This window comes from Paenibacillus roseus, assembly GCF_016424485.1.
GTDB lineage: Bacteria > Bacillota > Bacilli > Paenibacillales > Paenibacillaceae > Paenibacillus_D > Paenibacillus_D roseus.
On sequence record NZ_JAELUP010000014.1, the window covers coordinates 1 to 17,136 of the forward strand.

Annotated in this window: 16 protein-coding genes and 5 tRNA genes; all 21 read left to right on the top strand. The window is 50.1% G+C overall.

Annotated elements, in window-relative coordinates; translation table 11 throughout:
• Positions 1-128 precede the first annotated feature (128 nt).
• The 21 genes from JFN88_RS05540 to JFN88_RS05640 all read left to right on the top strand — a co-directional run bounded on the left by JFN88_RS05540 (position 129) and on the right by JFN88_RS05640 (position 17,105).
• Positions 129-205 (top strand) — tRNA-Met (locus JFN88_RS05540).
• 9 nt (positions 206-214) lie between these two features.
• Positions 215-290, top strand: a tRNA-Val gene (locus JFN88_RS05545).
• A gap of 37 nt (positions 291-327) precedes the next feature.
• Positions 328-404, top strand: a tRNA-Asp gene (locus JFN88_RS05550).
• 6 nt (positions 405-410) lie between these two features.
• A tRNA-Phe gene (locus tag JFN88_RS05555) sits at positions 411-486 on the top strand.
• 13 nt (positions 487-499) lie between these two features.
• Positions 500-575, top strand: a tRNA-Lys gene (locus JFN88_RS05560).
• Positions 576-1,062: 487 nt separating this feature from the next.
• Entirely contained in the window at positions 1,063-2,178 is a 1,116-nt protein-coding gene (locus JFN88_RS05565; protein WP_199018339.1) for a PucR family transcriptional regulator, read from the top strand.
• An 89-nt stretch (positions 2,179-2,267) separates the two neighbouring features.
• Positions 2,268-3,392 (top strand): ABC transporter ATP-binding protein, encoded by a 1,125-nt coding sequence (locus tag JFN88_RS05570; RefSeq protein WP_199018340.1) that lies wholly within the window; start codon positions 2,268-2,270, stop codon positions 3,390-3,392.
• A gap of 295 nt (positions 3,393-3,687) precedes the next feature.
• Complete coding sequence (gene hprK / locus JFN88_RS05575) at positions 3,688-4,626, top strand: HPr(Ser) kinase/phosphatase (protein WP_332908438.1); 939 nt, start codon at positions 3,688-3,690, stop codon at positions 4,624-4,626.
• 25 nt (positions 4,627-4,651) lie between these two features.
• Positions 4,652-5,716 carry a prolipoprotein diacylglyceryl transferase gene (gene lgt / locus JFN88_RS05580; protein ID WP_199018341.1) on the top strand — a complete coding sequence of 355 codons (1,065 nt, stop codon included), beginning with the start codon at positions 4,652-4,654 and terminating at the stop codon, positions 5,714-5,716.
• A 24-nt stretch (positions 5,717-5,740) separates the two neighbouring features.
• Positions 5,741-6,412, top strand: coding sequence for an HAD-IA family hydrolase (locus tag JFN88_RS05585; RefSeq protein ID WP_199018342.1), 672 nt, complete (start codon positions 5,741-5,743; stop codon positions 6,410-6,412).
• Positions 6,399-6,905, top strand: a complete 507-nt coding sequence (locus tag JFN88_RS05590; protein WP_199018343.1) for an acyltransferase — start codon at positions 6,399-6,401, stop codon at positions 6,903-6,905. The genes JFN88_RS05585 and JFN88_RS05590 overlap by 14 nt, the downstream gene beginning before the upstream one ends.
• A 348-nt stretch (positions 6,906-7,253) precedes the next feature.
• Positions 7,254-8,477 (top strand): ATP phosphoribosyltransferase regulatory subunit, encoded by a 1,224-nt coding sequence (locus JFN88_RS05595; protein ID WP_199018344.1) that lies wholly within the window; start codon positions 7,254-7,256, stop codon positions 8,475-8,477.
• A complete protein-coding gene (hisG, locus tag JFN88_RS05600) occupies positions 8,477-9,124 on the top strand; it encodes an ATP phosphoribosyltransferase (RefSeq protein WP_199018345.1) in 648 nt (215 codons plus the stop codon). The genes JFN88_RS05595 and hisG overlap by 1 nt, the downstream gene beginning before the upstream one ends.
• 69 nt (positions 9,125-9,193) lie before the next feature.
• The gene (hisD, locus tag JFN88_RS05605; protein WP_199018346.1) at positions 9,194-10,483 is read left to right on the top strand and encodes a histidinol dehydrogenase; all 1,290 of its coding nucleotides are present in this window, start codon (positions 9,194-9,196) and stop codon (positions 10,481-10,483) included.
• Between the two features lie 55 nt (positions 10,484-10,538).
• Positions 10,539-11,138, top strand: coding sequence for an imidazoleglycerol-phosphate dehydratase HisB (hisB, locus tag JFN88_RS05610; RefSeq protein WP_199018347.1), 600 nt, complete (start codon positions 10,539-10,541; stop codon positions 11,136-11,138).
• A 1-nt stretch (position 11,139) separates the two neighbouring features.
• Positions 11,140-11,781, top strand: coding sequence for an imidazole glycerol phosphate synthase subunit HisH (hisH, locus tag JFN88_RS05615; RefSeq protein WP_199018348.1), 642 nt, complete (start codon positions 11,140-11,142; stop codon positions 11,779-11,781).
• A 22-nt stretch (positions 11,782-11,803) separates the two neighbouring features.
• Positions 11,804-12,562: an imidazole glycerol phosphate synthase subunit HisF gene (gene hisF / locus JFN88_RS05620; protein WP_199018349.1), complete on the top strand. Its 759-nt coding sequence runs from the start codon at positions 11,804-11,806 to the stop codon at positions 12,560-12,562.
• Complete coding sequence (hisIE, locus tag JFN88_RS05625; RefSeq protein ID WP_199018350.1) at positions 12,559-13,233, top strand: bifunctional phosphoribosyl-AMP cyclohydrolase/phosphoribosyl-ATP diphosphatase HisIE; 675 nt, start codon at positions 12,559-12,561, stop codon at positions 13,231-13,233. The genes hisF and hisIE overlap by 4 nt, the downstream gene beginning before the upstream one ends.
• A 12-nt stretch (positions 13,234-13,245) precedes the next feature.
• Entirely contained in the window at positions 13,246-14,052 is an 807-nt protein-coding gene (gene hisJ / locus JFN88_RS05630; protein ID WP_199018351.1) for a histidinol-phosphatase HisJ, read from the top strand.
• 198 nt (positions 14,053-14,250) lie between these two features.
• Positions 14,251-15,201, top strand: coding sequence for a ribose-phosphate diphosphokinase (locus tag JFN88_RS05635; protein WP_199018352.1), 951 nt, complete (start codon positions 14,251-14,253; stop codon positions 15,199-15,201).
• A gap of 158 nt (positions 15,202-15,359) precedes the next feature.
• Positions 15,360-17,105, top strand: coding sequence for a HEAT repeat domain-containing protein (locus JFN88_RS05640; protein ID WP_199018353.1), 1,746 nt, complete (start codon positions 15,360-15,362; stop codon positions 17,103-17,105).
• Positions 17,106-17,136: the final 31 nt, after the last annotated feature.

Here is a 17,136-nt window from a genome sequence, read left to right on the forward strand (position 1 = left end):
GACCAGTACTAATCGGTCGAGGGCTTATCCTATAGACTTTAGCTAAAGCAAATGATTCATACACTTTCGCATCCAGTTTTCAAGGTGTAAATTGCTTGGTTCCATTTTGATTGGACAAGCCTAAATGTGGCGGCATAGCTCAGCTGGCTAGAGCGTACGGTTCATACCCGTGAGGTCGGGGGTTCGATCCCCTCTGCCGCTACCAATTTCATAAGGACGCTTAGCTCAGCTGGGAGAGCATCTGCCTTACAAGCAGAGGGTCGGCGGTTCGATCCCGTCAGCGTCCACCATCTATATTTTTTTGTCTTTTTTGGGCAAAATCATTGCGGAGCTGTGGTGTAGAGGCCTAACATGCCTGCCTGTCACGCAGGAGACCGCGGGTTCGAATCCCGTCAGCTCCGCCATTTTAAGGCTCGGTAGCTCAGTTGGTAGAGCAGAGGACTGAAAATCCTCGTGTCGGCGGTTCGATTCCGTCCCGAGCCACCATGTCTTTCAGCAAGAGCCATTAGCTCAGTTGGTAGAGCACCTGACTTTTAATCAGGGTGTCGAAGGTTCGAGTCCTTCATGGCTCACCAGTTTACAATCAGAACCCGCGATTTTATCGTGGGTTTTTTTGTTGTTTAGGAAATTATGCAACACTAAAGCGTTATACCCCTCATACAATTGATAATACTCTTCTCCCAACAGTAGGAGGAGGAAACTATCTGTTCGTGTCTATTGCTAGAGGCTGGTGGGGCACCACAAGCCCTTGGAGTTAATTAAAGCTTTTAGCTATTTATTTTAAAGGTGTGTATTAAGTTGATTTTTTAGACTTGATACCCACCTTTTTCCTGCTAATGATTCGTTTTTCAACTTATGAAGACGTTAGTGGAAATCTTCTAATCAGAGCTCAATAATTTCAGTAAAGCCCTTGCGACCCATTAGTCTGCGGGGCGATTTTTTTGTTCTTGTCTTTGATTGAATACATAGATGTCTCGACGATGCCAGGAAAGTGTAAGCTGAGGCTCCATTATGTTACAATACATAAAAAGCTTTCAACATTCGGATAGGGGCTATGACGAAATGAGCAAAATGGAGTGGAAGGATCAGCTAGAGAAAATACTCGGCTGCACGACACGCTTGTTTCAGATCAAGACAAGCGAGTGGGAGGATCAGGTGGGTTCTTTGTCAGCTGATCCAGCTATATCACCAAGGCCGGGAAATTCGGCTGTAGTTAATAATAAACTGTGGATTGTAGTGTTTTCAGAGCGACGGAATCTGCAAGTGCTGGAAATTCCCCGTGAACAGATAACAGAAAGGGAAGAGGCACTGCTTGGTTGGACAATTGTACATTTGAAGCAGACCAGGCAGGAAGTTAACAAAGGCAATGAAGCGGGCGCACAGCTTGCCGAGTTGGGAGAATGGATTCAATTTGAATTCGATAGCGGTTCCAAAGGCGCTATTGTGCCGGATCATTTGACTATCGGGGGAAAGCTGTTCTCCGAAATGGTGCCGTTTCTCCTTGTGAGCGAGCATGTTCCGCCAAGCAACACATATTCAGAGCTTGAAAAGCTGTTAAATTCTTTTTTCGAAGAGGATGTGCTGCTGATTCCGCTCAAAACACAGGAATGGCTTATACTGGCGCCCGTATCTCTATTGAGTGAGGGGGATAATGAGGAGCGGGAAGGTGAAGAAGAGACAGTAGAGGAGATGTTGTTCTCCATCTGTTCCGGGCTTCATGGCATGCTGGCAAGCGAATGGATTGGTGAATGCCACCTTGCGGTCTCTCATCCTGTAATTCCCGCTACTTCTATTATAGAGACGTTATCTTTGCTGCAAGAAACGGTGTACTTAGGGCGAAAGTTCCATATCGGGGAAAATATTCATCTGTCGTGGCTGCTGCACTTGGAGAGACTGCTCAACAGCATCCCGGAAGCCCAGCGCGCATTGTATATGGAACAAATGCTGAACCGTTCCGACGTGATTATTGAACCGGAGATTCTGATGACGCTGGAGACCTTCTTTGGACTGGACTGCAATGTTAGCGAAACAGCCAAAAAGCTATATATCCACCGCAATACACTGTTGTACCGACTGGATAAGCTGAAGCAGGAAACAGGCCTGGATGTACGTGTATTCAGTGACGCTGTACTTGTAAAAATTATTTTACTATTGTACAAAGTGACGAAAAGGAGATAGTTTTTTTGTAAAGTATGTGCATAGTCATTCGCACAGGTCTGAGATAAGATAGGAATATAATAAAACCAATTGTTTAGGGGGAAATATAAATGGCAGGCGTACGTTTAGAACATGTCTACAAAAAATATCCCGGTTCCGATAAGGCTTCTGTTACTGATGTTAATTTGGACATTAAAGACAAGGAGTTTCTTGTTTTGGTTGGACCGTCCGGTTGCGGGAAATCGACTACACTTCGGATGATTGCAGGTCTGGAAGAAATCTCTGAAGGTAAACTGTTCATTGGCGAGCGTCTTGTTAACGATGTTGCTCCTAAAGATCGTGATATTGCAATGGTATTCCAATCCTATGCTTTGTACCCGCACATGAACGTGTACCAAAACATGGCGTTTGGTTTGAAATTGCGTAAATTCAAAAAAGCAGACATCGACAAGCGTGTTCGTGAAGCTGCTAAAATTTTGGACATCGAGCATTTGCTTGATCGTAAACCAAAGGCACTTTCCGGTGGTCAGCGTCAACGGGTTGCCTTGGGCCGTGCGATCGTTCGTGAGCCGCAAGTATTCTTGATGGATGAGCCGCTCTCTAACTTGGATGCCAAGCTGCGTGGACAGATGCGTGCTGAGATTACTAAACTCGCTAAGCGTCTTGAGACAACTGTTATCTACGTAACGCATGACCAGGTTGAGGCGATGACGATGGGTGACCGTATCGTTGTTATGAAAGACGGTTTCATTCAACAATCTGCTTCCCCTGAAGAGCTGTATAACCATCCGGTTAACATTTTCGTAGCTGGCTTTATCGGTTCCCCGTCCATGAACTTCATCAGAGGTACACTGACGGAAAAGGGTGGTTCCGTTAACTTTAAAACAACTGGAATCGACGTTGCGTTCCCAGAAGGCAGAGCAAAAATCATCCGTGAGAAAGGTTATGTGGGCAAAGAAGTAATCATTGGCATCCGTCCTGAAGACCTGCATGATGAGCCTGTATTTCTGGAAGCTTCTCCAGCAACAATCGTAACTGCTTTGGCAGAGGTTGTTGAGAACCTGGGTTACGAGAAAAACATTTACCTGAACGGTTTGGGCAATGACACTGTAATCGGCCGTGTTGATGGACGTTCTACAATTAAAGAAGGCTCCAACATCAAGCTTGCTATCGACATGAACAAAGTTCATCTGTTCGATACTGAGAATGAGTTGAGTATTCTCCTGCACAACTAATTTTTCTTGTGCAAGCAGGTTCTTTCATCAAGAGAGTCCTCAAACTAATAGAGTTTTTGTTCAATACAAACCCAGTACCGCATAGGTGCTGGGTTTGTCGCATACGAAGAGAAAAGGTAATCTGGTTGAGTTTTTATCGAGGCAGACGACTGAACTGCAATTTCAATAACAAAAAAGCGTTGCAAGAACGGCAGACATTGCTTTCAGCGCTTTTTTCCTTTACGATGGATACATTGGGAAAAGACGAAAATTGAGTCCCTGGCATCATTGCATGGGCGTGAGGGAGGCCATAATAGTGCCCAAAAAGGTGAAGGTATCTGAACTGGTACAACAGTTCCAATTGGAAATATTAGCGGGAGAGGATGGACTGAGGCGGGGAATTACGGTAGATGATCTGTATCGCCCGGGACTTGAGGTTGCTGGGTATTTCAACCATCATCCGATCGAGCGGGTTCAAATTTTGGGGAAGACTGAGCTAGCTTTTCTGGATACGCTGGATAGCGCCGAGCGCAGAGGGCGCATGGAAAAGCTTTGTGATGATGCAACCCCTTGTATCATTATTACCCGCGGCCAGGAAGTTCCGCAGGAGCTTCTGGATGAGTCGGACCGCAAGCAGCTGCCGCTGCTGCGCAGTCAAATCGCAACGACACATCTGATCAGCCGGATTACAAATTTTCTGGAGAATCGTCTTGCCCCTACTGCTACTATCCATGGTGTCCTGGTCGATATATATGGCATTGGAATGCTGATAACAGGCAGCAGCGGTATCGGTAAAAGTGAAACCGCTCTGGAACTGGTCAAACGCGGACATCGCCTTATAGCCGATGATGCGGTAGAGATCCGCCAGATGTCCGACGGGCAGCTTGTCGGTTCTGCTCCTGAGCTGATCCGGCATCTGCTTGAAATTCGCGGCCTTGGCATTATTAACGCCATGACGTTGTTTGGCGCCGGCGCAGTCCGAACAGCCAAACGAATCAGTGTAGTCATCAAGCTTGAGAATTGGCAGCAGGAAAAGCAATATGATCGTCTTGGACTTGATGAAGAGACTACGCGCATTATTGATACCGATGTACCGCTAGTCACTGTACCGGTACGTCCTGGACGAAATCTGGCCGTTATTATTGAGGTCGCCGCCATGAATTTCCGCTTGAAGCGTATGGGCTATAATGCAGCACTGCAATTTACGAATAAGCTGACGGAGACAATTGCTGAGGATATGGATGATTATGAGTAATTAATAGTAAAGGAGTCCGGTATTCATGAACTTGTTGAAACTTAATCCGGTTGCGTTTCATTTAGGGCCAATCGCCGTCAACTGGTATGGTATTATCCTTGGCTCGGCCGCGCTGATCGGCCTGTTGCTTGCAATTAGAGAGGGCAAGCGATTCGGGCTGTCTCCGGACTTCTTCATGGATTTACTGCTCCTTGGCGTGCCGTCGGCAATTATAGGGGCGAGAATTTATTATGTCGCTTTCAAATGGGACGAGTATAAAGGCAATTTTGCCGATGTCTTTAAAATATGGAATGGCGGTATTGCGATATATGGAGCTTTGATCGGAGCGTTTATATGCGGCTTTTTCTATTTTCGCTATAAAGGCTACAGTTTCTTGCGCCTGGCGGATATTTGTGCGCCGTCGCTAATAGCCGGTCAGATGGTTGGCCGCTGGGGCAACTTTGTGAATCAGGAGGCATATGGCGGGCCAGTCCAAGAGAGTTTTCTGAGAAACACGCTTCATTTACCCGACTGGATCGTTAATCAGATGGAGGTTGCCACAGGTGTATTCCATCATCCTGCGTTTTTATATGAATCGCTGTGGAGCTTGCTGGGATTGCTGTTAATGTTTATATTGCGTCGTCAATCATTTCTGCGTACGGGCGAACTGCTAATGTTCTATTTTATCTGGTATTCCGTCGGCAGATTCTATATTGAGGCGCTGCGTACCGACAGTCTGGCCTTCCAAGGTCCGGCCTGGTTGGAAAGCTTGGTAAACGGACTCTGGTCGCCGATGACGGCAGTGTTCGAGCAAGGATATCTCAATCCAGCTTACGGCAATGTTCGTATTTCACAAATTGTGGCCCTTATCCTCGTACTGCTGGGCATTGCGTTTATTGTGATTCGCAGGGCGACCGGAATGGCTATTGTACGCTACAATGATCCGATTCACTCCACCAAAACTGACAAATCGGAGGCGGCATCAGTAGCAGCTGCCCAGGCTAAGGATCGCGTTGTCAAATCTAAGGCTCAAGCCGATGCCGATACTGGTGCTAATGCTGACGCTGACGCGAATGCCGATGCCGATGCAAGTCCTCCAACTGACAAATAAGGATGGAGACAAGGAGAGCTAGAGTTGAAAACATCAATTAAGACCGTCCTTTTAGATCTGGACGGAACCATTTTAGATACCAATGAACTGATCATTCAATCGTTTCTGCACGCTCTAAAGGAAGTGGCTCCAACGGAGTTTGCCAGAGAACAACTGATTCAAAGTATGGGTTTGCCGCTTCAAGTACAGTTGCAGCGATTTTCCGGTTTGGAGGATGTCTCCCATTTGGAGGCAGCTTACCGAGTCCGCAATCGGGAGCTTCACGACGAACTGGTCTGTCTGTTCCCGAATGTGCTGGAGGTTATTGAGTCGCTTCATCAGGCAGGTATCCAGATTGGCGTAGTGACGACCAAGGTTAGGATGTCCACGGAGCGCAGTCTGAAATTTTTGCAGGTTCCGGATGTTTTTGGGGCCGTGATTACTGTAGAGGATGTTGTTCATCCAAAGCCGCACCCGGAGCCGGTTCTGAAAGCGCTGGAGCGGCTTGGAGGGGACCCAGGAAGTACATTAATGGTTGGAGACAGTCCGGTAGACATGATGTCCGCCGTCAGTGCCGGGGTCATCCCTGTAGGTGTTGCCTGGTCATTGAAAGAGGAGGCCTTGCTCTGGGAGGCAGGGGCGCGTTTCATGCTAAATGACATGCGTGATTTATACGAAATCATTGGATTGGAGCGGGAGCCGCTTGCGAAAAGTTGAGCGATATCCGGTAGAAGGCCCGAATGCATTGTGGCAAGTATATAGAACCGTCAGCCCTTGGAAGGCTGTGCGCAATTTTATTTTCATTCAGATAGCCCGTTATTGTCCGATTCTCCCGGTCAAGAATTGGATATATACAAAGGTGCTGGGGATGAAGGTGGGGAAGCATACGGCCTTTGCGCTCATGGTTATGGTCGACGTGTTCTTTCCGGAACGAATTGAAGTGGGCGAGAATACAATTATCGGCTACAACACGACAATTCTCACGCATGAGTATTTGATCAAGGAATATAGGCTCGGAAACGTGAAGATTGGACAAAATGTGATGATCGGGGCCAATACAACGATTCTCCCGGGTGTGACCATTGGCGACCATGCAGTCGTAGCTGCTGGGTCTGTTGTTCATAAGGACGTTGCCCCTTATAGCTTTGTAGGCGGAAATCCGTTTCGCGAGATTGGGAACAGCCGATCCGAGGAAGAACACAGGCCATAATCTAGTCAACTAATTTCAAAAACTGAAACTGGATTGCCTCGGCTCGCCATTGTGCCGCCACGGCAATCCTTTTTTTGAAATAGTAGCCTTATATGTGATCAGTGCTTGATTTCTAGCGAGGGGAACGCTGCGGGGCAGAGAATTGTTCCGGTTATAAATGACCTACTGTTTCTGCTTTTAAACGTCCTCTGTTTCTGTGCGAAACGAAGCTTCTTCTTGTTGCAGCAAGGCAAAGCCGTTAACGCTTGACGAAGCTTATTTTCCATGATAAAGTGAACTAAATCTTTATTTTGGCAGTATGGTAACTTGTTAATGCTTTAATAAATTAAAGTGATGTAGGTGAACAATGTGTCCAAACCAAAAGTATTTGAAAAGCCAATCGGGGTAAAGGATTATTTGCCGCATGCCGTTTCCAGGCTGCGCCATATTGAGGGCCGCGTCCTGGCTTGCATGAGCGCATGGGGTTACGAGCAAATTATGACGCCTACTATCGAGTATTATGATACGGTTGGGGTTGCCAGTTCAACATCTGACCAGAAGCTGTTCAAGCTGTTAAATAACCGTGGTACGACACTGGTGCTTCGTTCGGATATGACCTCCCCGATCGCTAGAGTAGCTAGTTCCCTTCTCAAAGATGCGGAATATCCGCTGCGTCTGTCTTACCATTCCAATATATTTAGAGCGATCGAAGAGGAAGCAGGGCGCGAAGCGGAGTTTTTCCAAACAGGAGTAGAGTTGATCGGGGATGCTTCCGCTGAAGCGGATGCTGAGGTCGTGGCGTTGTCGATTGCTTCGCTGCAAGCGGCCGGGGTAGAACGATTCAAGATTGCGGTTGGGCATGTGGGCTTTCTGAACGGACTGCTGGAGGAGACGCTAAGCGGTCAGTCTGAAGCGCAGGAACAGTTGAAGTCCTGCCTGCTGCGCCGTGATTATGTCGGCTACCGTGAGCAGCTTCGCCAGCTTCAACTGAGCACAGAATTGGAGCGTGGTCTGGAGGGCATTCTCCGGCTGCGGGGCGGTCAGGAAATTTGCGAGCAGGCGCTGGAGTTCAGTGCCAATGAGACAGCCAAAGCCTCAATTCGCCACTTGTGCGAAGTTTGGGATGTGCTGAAGGCTTACGGCGTGTGCGAGCATGTACTTATCGATCTGACGATGATCGGAGATTTCTCGTATTATACGGGCATGACATTCGAAGGCTATGCGGCGGATCTCGGATTTCCTGTCGCAAGCGGAGGACGCTATGACAATCTGCTGAGCCAGTTCGGCAGACCAGCGCCGGCGACTGGCTTTGCTTTGAAAACAACGCGCATTCTGGACCTGGTCCGTTCCGGGCATGGTGAGGAGAAGAAGCGGGTTCTGATCGGTTACGACACACATAGCCGTGAAGGGGCGTTGCTAGCGGCTGCACGCTATCGTGAGCAAGGGGACGTAGTTGTGACCGAGCGCGTCGAGGATTGGGATAGTTGGGCTCCTGGAGCGGCAGGCGTGGCGCTCCCACTGACGTACAAGGGCAAGAGCTACTCGGCGGTTGTGCCCTTCCAGAGCAGCCAGATCAAGGGAGGTACTGTCTGATGAGCCAGCCGAACATGAATACATTAAAAGTAGCGATGCCCAAGGGCAGAATTTACAAGCAGGCCTCCAAGCTGTTCCGTGAGGCGGGGCTGCCGATTCCGAGCGATTTTGATGATACGCGCAAGCTGGTCATTGAATTGCCGGAAATGGATATGGAGTTCATCATGGCGAAGCCGGTCGATGTGCCGACCTATGTGGAGTACGGCGTGGCGGATATCGGCATCGTCGGCAAGGATGTCCTGATGGAGGAAAACAAGGATGTATTCGAGCTGTTGGACCTTGGAATTGCCAAGTGCCGCATGTCTGTAATCGGGCTGCCGGACTGGGCGCCATCGATTCATCCGAGAGTGGCGACGAAATATCCGAATGTGGCTTCCCAATATTTTCGGGAGCAAGGGCAGCAAGTGGAGGTCATCAAGCTGAATGGCTCCATCGAGCTGGCTCCGCTGATCGGGCTGGCCGACCGGATTGTAGATATGGTAGAGACAGGACAGACGCTGCGTGAGAACGGTCTTGTGGAGATGGAGACGATATTTGGGATTACCAGCCGTCTGATTGCCAACCGGGTAAGCTACCGGATGAAGAACGCGAAAATACAAAACCTGTGCGACCTTCTGCATGCAGCGATCACCGTCCAGCGTGGGTAAAGAGCCGAGAAGCTTCCGGATCGCTGTAGACGGCCAGGGAAGCTGACAGAGAGAAAGGGGTACACAAACATGCGGATCATTCCTGCAGAGCAATTTAATTTAAGCCGCGAGGTGGAGTACGGAACGTCTGCCCAGAATGAAGCGGCAAGAGAGATCGTAGAGGCCGTGCGCAAGGAAGGCGATACGGCGCTGTTGCGATATACGGAGCAGCATGACCGGATCAAGCTTGATGCCGGCAAGCTGAGGGTGACGGAAGCGGAGATCCAGGCAGCCTACGCTCATGTCGACGCTGCGTTTTTGACAGCGATCCGCAAAGCGGCTGCCAATATACGCGCCTTCCATGAGAAGCAGAAGCGCAATTCCTGGATGGACTTGCAGCCTGACGGTACGCTTCTTGGCCAGATTATCCGTCCGCTGAGGCGTGTGGGTGTCTATGTCCCTGGCGGCAAAGCGGCTTATCCTTCCTCCGTGCTGATGAACGTCATTCCTGCGCAGGTAGCGGGGGTTCCGGAGATTGTGATGGTGACACCGCCATCTACGGGAGGACAGGAAGGGATTAATCCGTTCATTCTGGTGGCAGCGGCGGAAGCCGGTGTAAAAGAATTGTATCGTGTTGGAGGCGCTCAGGCGATTGCAGCGCTGGCTTACGGGACGGAGACGATTGAGCCGGTAGACAAAATTACAGGTCCGGGCAATATCTATGTTGCGCTCGCCAAACGACTGGTGTTCGGGGTAGTCAATATTGACAGCATTGCCGGACCGAGCGAAATTGCTGTCCTGGCAGACGATACGGCTAATCCGGTCTATGTGGCGGCAGATTTACTTTCACAAGCCGAGCATGACGAGATGGCGTCTTCCATTCTGGTGACGTCCTCCAAGGACCTCGCCGAGGCTGTATCTCAAGAGGTGGAACGCCAGCTTAAGGAGCTTCCGCGAGAGGAGATCGCCCGCAAGTCAATTGAGAGCTACGGGGCCATCCTGCTGACGTCATCGATTGATGAGGGGATTGAGGTCATTAACAAGCTGGCGCCTGAGCATCTGGAAATTATGACGAAGGATTCGATGGAACTGCTTGGCAGAATCGAAAACGCGGGAGCGATCTTCATTGGTGCTTACAGTTCGGAGCCGGTGGGGGATTATTTTGCTGGCCCGAATCATATCCTGCCGACGAATGGAACGGCACGTTTCTCCTCGCCGGTCAATGTGGACGATTATATTAAAAAATCGAGTCTGATTTATTACAGCAAGGAAGCGCTGCTGCAAAATGGCGAGCATATTATTGCGTTGGCGCGGCATGAAGGCCTGGAAGGCCATGCACGAGCAATCGAGGTGCGGTTGGAGCGGGAGCTAAATGCTTAAGGAATGACAGACAGAAAATGGATAGGCATTCATACAGAAAGAAGGGCGAAGGAAAATGACGGAAGCAAAGCAGCGCACAGCCGAAGTGGCGCGCAAAACGAATGAAACGGATATCAAGCTGTCCTTTGGCGTGGACGGTACGGGAACGGCGAATATTGAGACCGATGTTCCATTTCTCAATCATATGCTGGATTTGTTCGTCAAGCATGGCCAGTTTGATCTGACTGTGGACGCTCGGGGTGATGTTGATATCGACGATCACCATACCGTGGAGGATATCGGGATTTGTCTGGGCCACACGCTGCGCGAGGCGCTGGGGGACAAGAAGGGCATTAAGCGCTACGCCAGCGTATTTGTACCGATGGATGAGGCGCTGGCTCAGGTAGTAATTGATGTCAGTAATCGCCCTCACTTCGAATATAGGGCCGAGTACCCGTCAGAGCATATTGGCAGCTTCTCCACCGAACTGGTGCATGAATTTCTCTGGAAGCTGGCGCTCGAAGCCAGAATCACCCTGCATGTCATTGTTCATTACGGCCGCAATACCCATCATATGGTGGAGGCGGTGTTCAAAGCGCTAGGACGTGCGCTGGATGAAGCCACCGCGATTGATCCCCGCGTACAAGGAGTGCCGTCGACGAAGGGAGTGCTGTAAGATGATTGCAATCATTGATTACGGCATGGGAAATTTGTACAGCGTCAGCAAGGCGGTAGAAAGACTGGGCTACGAGGCGGTCGTGACCGCAGATCCGCAGATCATTCTTGATGCCGATGGGGCGATTTTGCCCGGTGTAGGGGCATTTGGCGATGCGATGCAAAATTTGCGCAATACAGGACTGGACGAGGTGACCCGCTTCTATGCGGAATCGGGCAAGCCGCTGCTTGGCATTTGTCTGGGCATGCAGCTGCTGTTTGCCCATGGCGAGGAGTATGGTGATAATGAAGGGCTGGGCCTTATGGCCGGCCGTGTTGTCCGGTTCCAGGGTGACTACAAGGTGCCGCATATGGGGTGGAACAAGCTCGAATTTCGCCAGAGCAGTCCGCTTTTTAACGGCCTTGAAGAAGGATATGTCTATTTCGTACACTCTTACCATGTAAAGCCGGAGCATGAGGACAACCTCCTGGCTACCACGGATTATTATCAGGACGTGACGGCGATCGTAGGCAAGGGGAATGTACTGGGCATGCAATTCCATCCGGAGAAAAGCGGGGACCTCGGTATGCAACTGCTCGGCAACTTTCTTGCGCTGGCTTCGGGGAAAAGCCGGATCGCAGGAAGTCAACTGCAGCAGAGCTAAGGCAGCAAAGGAGGAGGGTATCATGTTAGCCAAACGAATAGTACCTTGTCTGGATGTGAAAGACGGTCGAGTCGTTAAGGGAGTCAATTTCGTCAATCTCCGCGATGCCGGTGATCCGGTGGAGCTTGCCGCAACCTATGACCGTGAAGGGGCGGATGAGCTGGTTTTTCTCGATATTTCCGCTTCCCATGAAGGCCGGGCGACGATGGTCGATGTGGTGCGGAGGACGGCAGAGGAAGTTACAATTCCGTTCACGGTGGGCGGCGGCATCTCACATGTCGATGATATGAAGCGTCTGCTTCGGGCAGGTGCGGACAAGATTGGCATAAATACAGCTGCTGTAAAAAATCCCTCCCTTATTTCGGACGGCGCGCGCGTATTTGGCTCCCAATGCATCGTAGTTGCCATTGATGCCAAGTTCAACCCAGAATGGGGCGAATGGGAAGTCTATACGCACGGGGGGCGGAGCGCCACAGGTATCCGCGCACTGGAATGGGTGAAGGAAGCGGAGCGGCTGGGCGCAGGCGAGCTGCTCTTGACCAGCATGGATGCCGATGGAACGAAGGATGGCTTCGATGTAAAGCTGACACGAGCCGTATCGGACTTTGTTCGGATTCCTGTGATTGCCTCGGGCGGTGCAGGGAAGGTGGAGCATTTTCATGAAATATTCGAAAATGGCCATGCGGATGCGGGGCTGGCGGCCACGATTTTCCACTACAAGGAAATGACAATCGGAGATGTGAAACAGGATTTGCGGATGAGGGGAGTCGAGGTGCGATGACAGAACAGGCATTTAGCCTGGATGCGGTAAAATGGGACCGTGACGGACTGGTTCCGGCGATTGTTCAGGATGCGGTGAGCAAGGAAGTGTTAATGATGGCATATATGAGCCGGGAATCGCTGCAAAAATCAGTTGAGAGCGGGGAGACCTGGTTCTGGAGCCGTTCCAGACAGGAGTTATGGCATAAAGGCGCGACCTCGGGGCATATCCAGAAAATCCGCTCGATCAAATATGACTGTGACGGAGACACGCTGCTGGTCCGTGTTGAACAGCAGGGCGCGGCATGCCACACCGGACGCTATAGCTGCTTTTACAACGACATTCCGGTGGAAGGGGCTACGGATGATCCAAGAGAAGCCGGGGATCGTTTTGCCATGCTGAATCAGTTGGAAGCGACAATTGCAGAGCGGTATGCGGAGCGTCCGAGCGGAGCCTACACGACCTATTTATTTGAAAAAGGCGTGGACAAAATTTTGAAGAAGGTTGGCGAAGAGTCGGCGGAGGTTATTATCGCGTCGAAAAATCAGGACAATGACGAGTTGCGAAGCGAAGTCAGCGATCTGATTTTCCACTTGATGGTGCTGCTGCGGGAACGCGGGTTGCCGCTTGATGATGTGATGCGGGAATTGGGCGCGCGCCATAATAAGCCAACTACAAATAAAATGAGATAGAGAGGTTGCCGAATGCTGATTGATTATCACACGCATCATGCCCGCTGTGGTCATGCGGTCGGCAGCCTTGAGGATTACGTGAAGAGAGGGATTGAGATTGGGCTTGGCCAGATCGGCCTGTCTGATCACATCCCTCTTGTCCATGTGGATCCTGCTGCCTATTACCCGGAGATGGCGATGCCGATGGAGGAGCTTCCTCACTATGTGGAGGAATGCTACGCGCTTAAGGAAAAGTACAAGGGAGTCATTGATATCCGGGTTGGTCTGGAGGCCGACTACATTGAAGGTTGGGAGAAGGAACTGGAGCAGATCATTAACGCCTACGAGTGGGATTATGTGATTGGCTCTGTTCATTTCCTGGGCGAGTGGGATGTGACGGATTTCCGTCAGACGCATGGCTGGGAAGGCCGGAACCGGCTTGATGTATACCGAACTTATTATGATGCGGTACAGAAGGCGGCAGCTTCCGGGTTGTATGATTATATCGGACATATTGATGTCATCAAGCGATTCGGCTTCAAGCCCGAAGAAGATGTGACGGAATTGGAAAATGCTGCGCTTGAAGCGGTGAAGCGCCATGATTTGGCTATTGAGCTGAATGCATCGGGATTGCGGATGCCCGCGGAGGAAATGTTCCCGAGCCGCCGAATGCTCAAATACGCCCTGGAATTAGGCATCCCGATTACAATCGGATCAGATGCCCACCAGCCTGAGAGACTTGGGCAATATTTGGATCAGGCGCGCGAGCAGTTGAAAGAAGTCGGATTTTCTCAGCTTGCGACGTTTAATAAACGCAAACGAACCATGATAGGCTTTTGAAAAATACCAAAATGTATGTATAATGTTAATAGTTCAAGCGTAGGCGACTGCCCCGAAGATGTCATCCCAATATGCCCTTCGGCGAAAGGCCGCGCGAAAAAAAACTGTTGATATGCGAGAAGTGATTTAAATCTTGTATGTTGAACAAACTACGGCTGAATCATGAAGAATTTGTTTCCAAAAGCTCAGGAGGGTATCATGTTTAGCGACAAGTTGCGTATTTTTTCAGGTTCCTCAAACCCAAAATTGGCCGAACGTATTTGTGCGGAACTCGGACAGACACTCGGCAGTATTAAGGTATCCAGATTCAAAAGCGGCGAGATTTATGTTCACTATGAAGAGACAATTCGGAATTGCGATGTATTCCTAGTCCAGTCGTTCTCTCATCCGATCAATGAATTTTTTGTCGAGCTGCTGGTGATGATTGATGCGGCGAAGCGGGCATCCGCGCGGACGATCAACGTTATTGTTCCGTACTACGGTTATGCCCGCCAAGAGCGAAAAGCGGCTCCGCGTGAGCCGATCTCGGCAAAAATGCTGGCCGATGTACTGACAACAGTCGGCGCAAGTCGTGTTATCACCATTGACTTGCACGCGCCAGCTATTCAAGGCTTCTTCAATATTCCAGTGGACCACCTGACTGCGCTCGATCTGCTGAGTGACTATCTGAAATCCAAGAATATTGAAAATCCGGTTGTGGTATCTCCTGACGCAGGCCGGGCGTCGACAGCAGAGAAGCTGGCCAATCATCTCGATTCGCCATTTGCAATTATGATCAAAAAGAGACCGGCGCATAACGAGTCTGTCATTACCCACGTGATCGGGGATGTTCAAGGACAGACAGCTATTATTATCGAGGACCTGATTGATACGGGAACGACGATTGTCAATGTCGTGGAAAGTTTGAAGGAGCGCGGGGCAGGAGACATTTATGTCTGCGCGACGCATCCGCTATTCTCCGGTCCTGCGCTGCAGCGCCTGGACCATCCTTTTATTAAGGAAGTTGTAGTTACGGATTCAATTGCTCTTCCAGACAGCCACTCCGACCGTTTCAAGGTACTGTCGGTGGCGCCGATGCTGGCTGAAGCGACACGCATCATCATGCAGGGCGGTTCAATCAGCACGCTGTTCAAAAATGCAGGAATTTAATAGTTGAGCCAAGACAGGCAGCAGGCATGATGGACCCCTGCTGCCTGTTCTGCGAGATCGCGGGACACCTAAGAAAGGGAGATTCCCGCTTGTGTATTCCTTGGCCGACTGTGGTATAATCTTAAGCAAATTCGCCCGTAATAAGGAGGTGCCTTGCGTTGAAAGAAAAGAAGCATGCGGCTGTGAGCAAAACATCCAACGTCATTCCCATTCAACTGGATGCCACCTTTTTTTTCGAGCGTGCGGTCCGGTCGCTAGACCGACTCCATTATGACAAGGCACTCAAATATTTCCGCCGGGCCGTCGATTACGAACCGGACAATCCGGTCAATCATTGCAATATGGCGGGCATCTTGTCGGAAATGGGCAACTATGAGGAGTCAAACCGTATACTAGGCACGATTGTAAAGGAACTGGATCCGTCCATGACCGAGTGCCATTTCTATATGGCGAATAATTTTGCCAATATGGAGCAGTATGAGGCAGCGGAGGACTCACTTGTCCGCTATCTGGAAGAGGATGAAGAAGGACAATTTCTGGATGAAGCCGAGGAAATGATGGAGCTTTTGCAATATGAGCTGGAGCGGCCGCCTAAGCAGGCGGTCATCAAGTCGCGCGAAGGCTTGTATGAGCATGACCAGGCCAGGATATTGCTGGAAGAGGGGAAGTTTGTCGAGGCTGTTCGGGTTCTGGAGGGCATTGTCGAAAAATACAATGATTTTCTGGCGGCCCGGAATAACCTAGCGCTTGCCTATTATTATATGGGGCTTTTTGATAAGGCGATGGAGACGATTCAGGAAGTGTTAAAGCTTGAATCGGGGAATTTGCATGCTCTGTGCAATCTGGCGATTTTTTATCAGCATTCAGATCAGCAGGAGCAGCTTGCCCCCCTTATCGAACTATTGAAGAAAACCTATCCGTTCCATCATGAACATGTATTCAAGCTGGCGACGACAATGGGCATACTTGGTGAGCATGAAACGGCCCATCGCCATTTTGTCAGGTTGCTGAAGGACCTTTCTTTGCAGCAGGACCCGTGCCTCCACCATTATACCGCAATTGCGGCCAGTAATTTGGGCAGGTTGCAGGAAGCCGAGCGCTTGTGGAGACAGACAGCCAAGCTCGATCCGGGATCGGATATTCCTAAATATTATCTGGATCAGTTGGAACGGGTTCGCAGCGGTGAAGAGCCGCCGCCGAGCAGTTACCACTATCACTTGCCGTTTGAAGAGCAATTCAGGCTGTGGGAGAAATCCTCCAGCGGGCTGCCGGATCATCTGAAGCGCGACCCATTGGTGCGCTCTTCATTTTTCTGGGCGCTGCGCCATGGGGATAGGCAGACGAAGCTTCAAGTGATTCAGGCGTTAGGGATGATTGCGGATGATGAAGTCAAGGATGCGCTCCGTGAATTTGTGCTGGAGCCTGACGAGGATGACTACTTGAAGCGGATCGCCATTTTCGTTCTGAGATCAATCGGTGTCCACGATCCGTTAGACGCTGTACTCGAAGGCAAGCAGACGGTTGTAGAATCTAATCTGATCCCATCCAGACTTCCGGTCTGGGAGGAAAAATGGCAGGAAGTGCTTGAGGCTGCTTTGGCTCGGATGGGCAAGCAGTATGATCTGGTTCAACAGCATGATCTGCTGACGCTATGGGTGGAATATTTGACTCGCGTGTATCCCGCCACTCCCAAGATAAATAAGGTGGAGGGCTGGTCTGCTGCTTTGGAATACTTGACGGCAAAGATGCACAGGAGGGAAACTTCCTATCACGAAGTATCCATGCGCTATCAGGTATCCATATCAACGGTTAGCAAATATGCCAGAATGATTGACGAGGCCTGCGGCATCAAAGAAAAGATGAAGACGGTTTTTCCGCAATTCGGAGAATTTTCAAACGACTGAAAATAACAGATAACATTGCAAAGTGTGCAAG

Excerpts from the sequence above, each read along its gene's own strand:
- lgt (WP_199018341.1), top strand. The coding sequence starts at position 4,652 with ATGAACTTGTTGAAACTTAATCCGGTTGCGTTTCATTTAGGGCCAATC.
- hisH (WP_199018348.1), top strand. The coding sequence starts at position 11,140 with ATGATTGCAATCATTGATTACGGCATGGGAAATTTGTACAGCGTCAGC.
- hisB (WP_199018347.1), top strand. The coding sequence starts at position 10,539 with ATGACGGAAGCAAAGCAGCGCACAGCCGAAGTGGCGCGCAAAACGAAT.
- hisG (WP_199018345.1), top strand. The coding sequence starts at position 8,477 with ATGAGCCAGCCGAACATGAATACATTAAAAGTAGCGATGCCCAAGGGC.
- JFN88_RS05570 (WP_199018340.1), top strand. The coding sequence starts at position 2,268 with ATGGCAGGCGTACGTTTAGAACATGTCTACAAAAAATATCCCGGTTCC.
- JFN88_RS05565 (WP_199018339.1), top strand. The coding sequence starts at position 1,063 with ATGAGCAAAATGGAGTGGAAGGATCAGCTAGAGAAAATACTCGGCTGC.
- hisD (WP_199018346.1), top strand. The coding sequence starts at position 9,194 with ATGCGGATCATTCCTGCAGAGCAATTTAATTTAAGCCGCGAGGTGGAG.
- JFN88_RS05635 (WP_199018352.1), top strand. The coding sequence starts at position 14,251 with ATGTTTAGCGACAAGTTGCGTATTTTTTCAGGTTCCTCAAACCCAAAA.
- hisIE (WP_199018350.1), top strand. The coding sequence starts at position 12,559 with ATGACAGAACAGGCATTTAGCCTGGATGCGGTAAAATGGGACCGTGAC.
- hisF (WP_199018349.1), top strand. The coding sequence starts at position 11,804 with ATGTTAGCCAAACGAATAGTACCTTGTCTGGATGTGAAAGACGGTCGA.
- hisJ (WP_199018351.1), top strand. The coding sequence starts at position 13,246 with ATGCTGATTGATTATCACACGCATCATGCCCGCTGTGGTCATGCGGTC.